Raw genomic sequence first — 8,938 nt, 5'->3', positions numbered from 1 at the left:
CTGTGTGTGCATTCAATTTGGCGATCTGTCGGTCAGATTTATTGCGATGACACGTCAAGGCTTTGAGAAAAAACATCGAGCTGGCGTCTGAACCCCGTTACGATTCAAAACTGCACCTCTACGCCGATGCTCCAGCTGAAGGCGTAGTCGTCCGAGCTGCTTCCCAATCCAGTTTCAGTAGTGATCTCACCATAGAACCAAGAGCGATCTGACAGGGAGAAATTACCGCCAAAGGTCAGGGCCGCTGTGTCCTGACCGCGCTCGGTGAACACTGTACTTTGCCCAAACACCAACGAGGTTGCGTTGTCGAACGTATGATAGACGTCGATTTGACCATACAGCATCGAATTGTTTGCAATGGCACGCTCAGCACGCAGTCCGACCCGAGCCGTCAATGTTTCACCATCCACCAGCGATCCTATCCGACTGTCCCCGACGCGATCTGGGACATCGTCCATGTCGATATCGCTGTACATGATCTGCACTTGCGGGGTGAGCGTCCATTCGTTCAGCAGCGTGAAGGGCTTGCCAACTTCAACAGATACCTCATACCCACTGCCATCGGCATCCACTGCGCCCCTGCCATCCGGACGTATCTGGCTGTCGAAATACCCATAGCGAAGCTGGCCCTCGACATAAAACAGACTGTCCGCAACCCAAAGCGCGCTCAGGGTTGCATCGTAGGCTTCGGTCGAGATATTGGCACTGGCCAGGCTGGTGCCGACGTTCGATGACAGGCTGCCGATGCCAAATTCCAGCCCGCCAAACAGCTGTCCGCCCGCGATCTCACCCAAAGGCAAATTCGCGCCATATCGCAGAGTGCCGTTGTTCGTCGTCAACTCGCCTTCACCGACATCATAGCTGTCGCGTTCACTTTGGGACTCAAACCAGAACAATGGTCCGGCGGTTGTGGTCAAATCAATCAGCACCTGGCTGGCGGTGAAGGCTTTGGAACCGTTGCTTTGCGTCTCAGTGCGGTTGTGTGCTTGCGAAACTGATGAGCGAACACCCTGTTTAAACCCGGTTAGGTTGCCACGCGAAGGACCGGCCATAGACATTCCGGCACTTACGACAAGCACGAATACTGTTGCGGATGTGAACATTGCCTTTTTCATCTTTTCGCGCCTTTCAGCTAAGCGTGTTTGGCACGCTGTGTATGCAATCAAATTGGCGATCTGCGCCTCAGATTGATTGCGCTGGCACATCAAGGTTTTGAGAAAATACATCAAACGAACGCCTGTTTGCGGCGTGTTTGGCAGTGGGGCATTCTCTGTCAGGTAAACACTGGCTTAGCGACAACCGCGCCGGATTGATCAGGTTAAAGCCGACAAGCGCACTCATTCCGTAGTTGGTCTAGTTTAAACGAATGGTCACTGGGTGCGCGTAATGGCAAAGCACATGATCGGTTTGTGATCTAGGAATTTAGCGGGTCTTGGAAGCTCCGTTGCATCACAACGTCCAGCCAGCAAAAGGAGCGAACCAGCTGGAGTTGATCACCGGTAAATCTCGCCTCGCTGTTCACAGCTTGGTCTCTTTCAGCATCTTAGCCTCAGCGTCTCCTGCGTTTGATCACTGTACCAGCATCAATGTCAAAAACGTTTTTAAGCCTTCTTGCATCAAAGTCGAATTCAGGCACTTCAAGGAAATAAACGGTAATGCCGCCGATAAGGGGAGCATTGGAAAGCTGCGAGCCCCCTCCGGCGCCATATGTGCTATTCTCCTGAGTTAAGGACTGGTTCTTTTGACCCAGATCGTGCTTTGACGTCAAACCAGAACCGCCGCCAATCATCTGAGTGGTTTGATGGTTGTTGGCTTTTTTCCCAGCGTGGTTGTTTGCTTGTGAAACGGATGTGTGGACATTCTTCTCAAACCCACGCTGGGCTTGATCACGCACCGGACCAGCCATGGACATTCCGGCGCTTGCAACAATCGCGAACACTGTGGTGGAGGCAATCAGTACTTTTTTCATCGTTTGGTTCCTTTTCAGCCGAGCGTATCTGAAACGCTGTGTGTGCACTCAATCTGGCAAACCGCGGTTCAGATTTATTGCGCTGACAAGTCAAGGTTTTGAGAAAAGTCATCAAGCTAGCGCCTGTTAGCAGCGTGTTTGGGATGGATTCCGGTAAGGGGCAGGATTGTATCATAAGCGGTGACCGCTCTTCTCAGATGCTTGGTGTTCCAGTGGATGATGATAGCGGCCAAGAGGACAAGGCCTGCCATCCGATAGTGCTAGTCCTTGGCAGTACGGTCGCGGATTTCACCCTGTAGACCAATTCTCAAGGCGTTCTTCGGGGCGTGATGCGCCTCGCCCTTGTTCAGCCTAATCTGTGCACGGCGCTGCATATCGGCATCGAGCAACCAGTGGATGACAAACAGCGTCCGTTCCATCTTGCCGATTTTACGCAAGGCGAAGGCAAGTTCATGGCTGGCGGGGATAGGCGTCAACTTGAAGCCTTTTCTCAAAACCTTGACCTGTCAGCGCAATAAATAGAATCCGCAAACTTCCAAGTTGGGTCCACCTACAGCGTATCAGACAGGCTCAACCTAGAGGGACCAAGAAATGAAAAAGACACTTATTACATCCGTCACCGCATTCGCCATTGTCCTGAGTGCCGGAACGTCCACGGCTGGTCCGTTGCGCGACCATGGCCAACGCGGGTTTGCGCACAAAGTTCACTCATCAGTTTCGCAAACAGTCAACCACACTGATGGGATGGCCAATACCTACCAAACCACCAATTCGTCCGGCTTTAGCTTCGATTTGCCTTCAGAGCGTCATCTGGGTCAAAATAACCTGCCCGCCACTCTGCAATATCCCGCAATAGACCCGAATTGGAGCTTGGATTTGTCCGATGTTGATGTGATCGGAACTGATACTGGTGGATACGCGATCGAAGACGGTATTCACCTGAATTGGGGGCCAAATCAAGAAAACCAAATGCTTGGTCAAGTTGAAGAAGATGGTCGATACCTCATTGGTTCCGTGATCATTGTCGCGGCAGGGTTTGGGGTTATCATCGAGGGTTTTGCGGAAATTATTTATGATATCGCTTGCCCACGTGGCAATCTTGGCCCAGCTGAATGCTACCAATTCTGGAATGCGGGAGAATTAGGTCCGGCTGCGATGTAGTTCCGGTAACTGCTGCGCTGCAATACTGAAAGGCCACCCGGTATAGTGGGAAGATCACCACGGTATGGACCGACCATGACCCAAAACCCCTGTGCCGGCTCACAAGAGACGGTTTAGGGGCTACTACGTCAGGGAGATCATGCTGGGGTGTTCTGGGTGGAAGCCGATATGTCGGCTGAAACCTAGAGCCCGGTCACAAAATGGCAGGCTCGGAATTTGCTACAAAAACAGATTGCAGCCCGAAGTCACTCACCGGCCGGGACATTGCTGGTTTTGTTGTAAAGTTTTGAGCACGAAGAGCTGTTTTAACGATCGGATCGGAGCTAGACGGTCAGCTCTGCGAATTGATTGAATGAACAGAGTCCGGGCGTGAATTGGCCCTTGCGGATTATGTGCGCCACCTCGATACCTGCCAAAGTTGCCGTAGCCGACCGCTTAATACAGCGCTGCGTGCAGGTGAATGATAAGTTTGCGAGTTCAAATCAGTAACGATAATGGCTCCCATTATCGTTATCGATACGAACGGCCCAACCCGGTCATTGTGATTTTTCGCGGCGCACGCTCGCAACGGAAGAAACGCTGCATGCGCTCGAAATCTGGCGCTGTGACGCGGCGATGAAACCGGCCATTGGTGCAGCGCGCAGCGAGGCTGGAACGATCAATTCACACAGTGCGGACGAAGCTGCCGGTTGCTGAACGTCTGCTTCCCGTTAACGCTGAATCTCAGACGATCCACCCAAAGACATACCCCGCCCCGAGCGACCCCAGAATTGCAAGCAACAGATAGAGCATGAACGGTTTAAATCTGAGCACTGGTGCAATGGCCATCGCACCCCAGATGCTGACAACACCGCCCGAGACAAGGAAAGCCATCGCCGCGCCTTCGGACATGCCGTTGTCGATCAACCCGCGTGTCAGCGGGAGCGCAGCGTAACCGTCGATATAGGCCGGGGCACCGACAAAGACAGCGGCGGGTATGGCCCACCATTTGTCTTCGCCAACATATGCTGCCAGTGCGCCCGGCGTCAGTGCGGCGTTTAAGGCATACTCGGCGGCAAATGCCGGGATCAGGCAGATCAGGATCAGCCGCGTGGTCGCCCAGAACTGTCTGCTGAAAGAATGCCTTCGTGCCTCAGACCGCCATACCCATGGATCAAAGGGTTGATCCCTGCCGCATCGTGCGGCACTCAGTTGGCGCGCAAGACCATTGTCTCGAAGCGCGCTCATTGCCCAAGGTGTCTTGGCGAATAGCCCTGTGATCACGCCCCCGAATACGCCTAATCCGAAAGCTGCGAGTGTTTTGCCGATCGCAAAGCTCAAACCCAGTGTCGCGGCTGTTGTCGCGAGCATCGCCGGATCAGTTATTGGGGAGGACAGCCAGAATGCCATGATCGGAGCGAGTGGCACGCCCGCTGCCAGCAATCCGGCCATTAAGGGCAGCACCGTCACACCGCAGACCGGCGTGATGGCTCCGATGAGCGATGCAGCCAAAACCGTTCGCAACGTCCTGCCCTCGAACGCGCCAGCGATATGGGTATCCGCGCCGCTGGCGATGATCCAAGCTGCTAGAACGATGCCCGGAATGACAATGGGGGCAACGACAATTAGACCCCATAAGACGAACCTTGCTGCGTTTGCGGCGTGTTCCGGCCAGACAAGACCGACGCCCGCCAACATCAGCAGAGACAGGCCCCATATCAGGGGTTTCCAGTTGGATGGTCGGTCGGAGTCGGTTTGATCGGACATGGGATACTCCTCTGACCTTGAAAAATAGTGCGGCACGAGGCATCTGTGAAACGCATAGTTTTAATTTCCGATATTGGAACAACAAATGGAAAACCTGGATAGCGATCTTCTGCGAACCTTCGTCGCCGTGGCTGATGCCGGAAGCGTCACAGAAGGCGCCGCTCGTATCCACCGGTCGCAGTCCGCAACAAGCCTTCAAATCAAGCGCCTTGAAGGGATTCTTGGTCAGCCGGTCTTTGACCGACATGGCCGCGGGGTGGTCCTGAGCGACACGGGACGAAAGCTATTTCCAGTCGCGCAGGAGGTGACGGCACGTCTCGACGCGGCACTACGGGAGATTTCCCAGAACACTGTAAGCGGGAAACTACGTTTGGGGATACCCGACGATCACGGGCGAACCAAACTCGCCGAGATCATTGCGTCCTTCACCCGTCATCACCCAAAAGTCGAACTGGATGTCACCTGCGCCCTGAGCACAAGTTTTCCCGAGGCCCTCGACAAAGGTTCGCTGGACCTTGCGGTCTATGAGGTCGAAAACCCGTCCAGCCAAGAGGAAGTTCTTTATGAAGACCCAACTTGTTGGGTGTCGTCGGCGCGCCGGAATTTTCAGATCGATGAAAGCCTTCCGGTGGCCCTATTCGATCATGCGTGCTGGTGGCGCGACGCGGCAGTCAGTTCATTGCAAGCCCGCGGAGAGCCATATCGCCTTGTATATTCCAGCCAGAGCGTCTCTGGCGTGATCGCAGCGGTTGAGGCTGGGATTGCAGTAGGTCTACTTGGTCGCTCGTCGCTTCACGCAGGTCTATCGGTGGTGAACGACGCATTGGGCTTCGGAAACACACCTGCCTCCAAGCTGGTGATGGCATCCAGCAAGCCGAAAGAACAAGGGCCTCAAGACGCTATGAAGGAGGCGATCCGAGCCGCATTTATGGCCAAGCCATAAAAAACTGACTTTCACTGCGTTCTGTCGAATGGGCAGGTCGGACTCGGTTCCTGACATCGGAGGCGGCGCGGCATCCTGTGGTATGACGTCTATGTCAACCCCGGGTTGTCGTTTTGGGAGTGCATGACGGATCGGAGGATCAGTCATGGAAACACCAAACCTACCTGCCATTCGCGCACTGCGCCCCGCATGGAACAAGGGCCGCATTGTCGGTTAGAAGCGGCCACTTAAACCTAAGCATGTCTGGGCAATCCGGGTGCGGCTTGAATTGGCAGAGAACCATCGTGATCTTGCTCTGTTCAATATGGCAGTCGACAGCAAGCTTCGCCGCTGCGACCTTGTGAAGAGGAAAGTTGTGGATGTGCTGGCGTCAGGCCAGATCAGGGAACGCGCCTCAGTGCTGCAGAACAAGACACAGAAGTCAGTTCGGTTTGAGATATCGGAAGGCGCCCGCACATCCATCGAGAAATGGATGGAATACGAATTGATGGTCGGATCAGAGTATCTTTGGCTAGGCCGTTCTCATGAGCGCCTTCACATATCGCCACGTCAATATGCGTGGATTGTTCGGGACTGGGTCACGTCGATCGGACTGGAAGTCAGTGCATAGGGCACGCATTCGATGCGGCGAACGAATGTCACTCAGATCTACAAGAAGACTGGCAACTTTCGCGCCGTTCAGCTTCTGTTCGGGCACACAAAGATGAACAGTACAGTCAGGTATCTTGGCGTTGAACTTGAGGGTGCCTTGGCCATTGATGAAGCTATTGAAATCAAACATCTCTGGGCCGCCTACACGGTCGGCCCTTACCGGTCACTCGACATGCCGTCACGATGCTGCGGTTGCAGCCCACTTTGCGGTCATTCGCTACGACAGCAATATCTCAACACAAGCGAACTCACAGAACGCGGGACGAAGCTGCCGGTTGCTGCCCAGCAGAATTGCCATGTAGATGAACGACGAAGCTTGCCCTCGAGAGGCTAGATCAAGTGGCGCCGACACTCGCTTCTCGAAGCAGGAACCTTTGAATTTTGCCGCTGGGTGTCTTTGGCAGTTCTTCAACGAATTCGATAAGCCGAGGATAGGCGTGTGCTGAAAGGCGCTGTTTTACATAATCCTTCAGCTCTGCAGCTAACTCCTCATTACCTTCTGTGCCTTCCGCCAGTACGACCACCGCTTTCACTATTTCGGTCCGTTCCTTGTCCGGCACGCCTACGACTGCCGCCTCCGTCACAGAAGGGTGTTCGATCAGGGCGCTTTCAACGTCAAACGGTCCGATGCGATACCCCGAAGAGGTGATGACGTCGTCGTTCCGCCCTACGAAAGTGATACATCCGTGTTCGTCCCGCTCCACCGTGTCCCCGGTAAGATAGTATCCGTTCTCGATCGATTTGTTGCCCTTGTTCAGGTAGCCGCTAAAGAACAAGAGAGGTGAATCCGCGATGTTGACGGCCAATTGACCAGGCTCATTGAAATCGGCGATGCTACCATCCTCGGCCAGAACCTCGACCCTGTATCCCGGCATAACAAAGCCGGCCGATCCCGGACGGACCGGATGTACGAGCCCGTGATGATTATTCACCAGCATACCCGTTTCGGTCTGCCCATAGTGATCTTTAATCGGCGCATTCAGTTCGGTTTCGAACCAGCGGATGACTTCGGGGTTCAGTGGCTCGCCAGCGCTGCTGATGCAGCGGATCTGATCGCGCAGCTGTGACGCGCGCTCGGTTCCGGCGGCGATGATTAGTCGAAACGCTGTAGGCGCGCCTGCAAAGTTAGTCACACCCAATCTCGAAATCACGTCATATGTACTGTCCACTGTGAATGGTCCCTCGACCAGAGTGGTTGCATGACCCAACAGTAGCGGGCCGATCAACGCATAGTATAGACCATAGGCCCAGCCCGGATCGGCAATGTTCCAGAAAACATCCTCATGCCGCAGACCGATCCCTTCGACCATGTAAGATCTAAAGGCAGGCAGAGCTTTTAGGGGCACGGGAACTCCTTTGGCGGGACCTGTAGTTCCAGAGGTCGCCATCATGAACATCAGATCATCGCCGTTCCGCAATACCGGGACGAACTCAGGCGATTGCGAGGCCATTGCCCGGCGGAAATCAATGTCTCCCCCAACAACCTCTTGTCGCGTGTCAGCAATCATCGCGACAGGCGGGCAACCTTCCACTTCGTTGAGCTTTTTGCGGTTCGCGGCGTCGGTCACAACCAGTTTCGCGCCGCTCATGGTCAAACGGTCCTGAATGGCCTTGGGCCCAAAAGCTGTAAACAAAGGTTGATAGGCAGCGCCAGCTCGGAGGGCGCCAAGAACAACCGTCACAAGATCCGGGGTGCGCGGAAACAGACCCGCCACGATGTCACCGGGTTGGATACCTTGTTCTTTCAGCAAGTTGGCGAAGCGTGCAGCTTCATCGCGCAACTGTCTAAAGTCGCGGGTCTCATAGTGCCCGTCCAATGCAATCCAGTTCAAAGCCAGGGGATTGCCCTGCAAATGGACATCACAACATTCTACGCATGCATTGATCCCGTCGCTGAAATTACCGAAAAAGACAGACTTCGCGACGTCCAGATCAAAGCCCTCCACCGCTATGGAGTATTCTGAGGAAGTCCCAGAGTCAGAATTCGATTCCATCAAAACGGATTCCTCCAAATGCAGCCCGTAATTACCTTGCACTCAAATAGGTCGAATTTCCACGTTGGAGATTACGCGAACATCAGCGCGCCACGAGTGGTCCATTCAGTCCCGAGCCAAGGCTCGGTTTGGCACGAGACGGTAGGCCAACGGTCCAATGCGTGGCAAATGAAATGGGAGCGAGCCGACGCTCGTTACAGAGATACCTAAACGCGTCAGGATTCACATTTTCGGGGATACGCGACCAGGCTGTAAATCATGCAGCATTGCTCGTGCAAATGGTCTAGGTCAGGGCAGGCTCGTTCGACCATCGGAACTTTGCCTCTCAGCGAATTTCATCGAACCGGTCATTGAAGGCCGCGCTGGGATGCGAAAATTGAGCCGCGCATTTTCTGCAGTTGGTTTGAACAATAAAAAAAGGCGGTCAATACTGACATCGATTTGTGAAAACGCGGGAGCATTCTCGCTACACGG

At 54.3% G+C, this 8,938-nt stretch carries 6 protein-coding genes and 3 pseudogenes; 3 read left to right on the top strand and 6 right to left on the bottom strand.

All coding sequences use genetic code 11. The features are described from left to right. Positions 1-104: 104 nt before the first annotated feature. From AC2FH6_RS20495 to AC2FH6_RS20485, 3 genes and pseudogenes are all read right to left on the bottom strand, one after another. Positions 105-1,115, bottom strand: a complete 1,011-nt coding sequence (locus tag AC2FH6_RS20495; protein WP_496704072.1) for an autotransporter domain-containing protein — start codon at positions 1,113-1,115, stop codon at positions 105-107. A 434-nt stretch (positions 1,116-1,549) separates the two neighbouring features. After that, a complete protein-coding gene (locus AC2FH6_RS20490) occupies positions 1,550-1,969 on the bottom strand; it encodes a hypothetical protein (RefSeq protein WP_496703407.1) in 420 nt (139 codons plus the stop codon). Between the two features lie 179 nt (positions 1,970-2,148). Continuing rightward, positions 2,149-2,448: pseudogene (locus tag AC2FH6_RS20485) on the bottom strand (Tn3 family transposase); the annotation flags it as partial. Between the two features lie 112 nt (positions 2,449-2,560). On the opposite strand from AC2FH6_RS20485, the gene AC2FH6_RS20480 reads away from it, so the two are divergent. After that, complete coding sequence (locus AC2FH6_RS20480) at positions 2,561-3,130, top strand: hypothetical protein (protein ID WP_496704071.1); 570 nt, start codon at positions 2,561-2,563, stop codon at positions 3,128-3,130. 323 nt (positions 3,131-3,453) lie between these two features. Here the strand turns inward: AC2FH6_RS20480 and AC2FH6_RS20475 are convergent. Beyond that, positions 3,454-3,561 (bottom strand): annotated as a pseudogene (locus AC2FH6_RS20475) (IS6 family transposase); the annotation flags it as partial. Positions 3,562-3,853: 292 nt separating this feature from the next. Continuing rightward, positions 3,854-4,876 carry a permease gene (locus AC2FH6_RS20470; protein ID WP_496704070.1) on the bottom strand — a complete coding sequence of 341 codons (1,023 nt, stop codon included), beginning with the start codon at positions 4,874-4,876 and terminating at the stop codon, positions 3,854-3,856. A gap of 85 nt (positions 4,877-4,961) precedes the next feature. On the opposite strand from AC2FH6_RS20470, the gene AC2FH6_RS20465 reads away from it, so the two are divergent. Next, positions 4,962-5,819 (top strand): LysR substrate-binding domain-containing protein, encoded by an 858-nt coding sequence (locus tag AC2FH6_RS20465; RefSeq protein WP_496691959.1) that lies wholly within the window; start codon positions 4,962-4,964, stop codon positions 5,817-5,819. Between the two features lie 250 nt (positions 5,820-6,069). Next, positions 6,070-6,594 (top strand): annotated as a pseudogene (locus tag AC2FH6_RS20460) (tyrosine-type recombinase/integrase); the annotation flags it as partial. Positions 6,595-6,805: 211 nt separating this feature from the next. Here the strand turns inward: AC2FH6_RS20460 and AC2FH6_RS20455 are convergent. Beyond that, complete coding sequence (locus tag AC2FH6_RS20455) at positions 6,806-8,464, bottom strand: AMP-binding protein (RefSeq protein WP_496704069.1); 1,659 nt, start codon at positions 8,462-8,464, stop codon at positions 6,806-6,808. Positions 8,465-8,938 lie beyond the last annotated feature (474 nt).

The organism is Ruegeria sp. CDSC045, from assembly GCF_059610725.1.
Note: the sequence above shows the minus strand (reverse complement) of the source record. Positions and strands in the feature narration are given on the sequence as shown.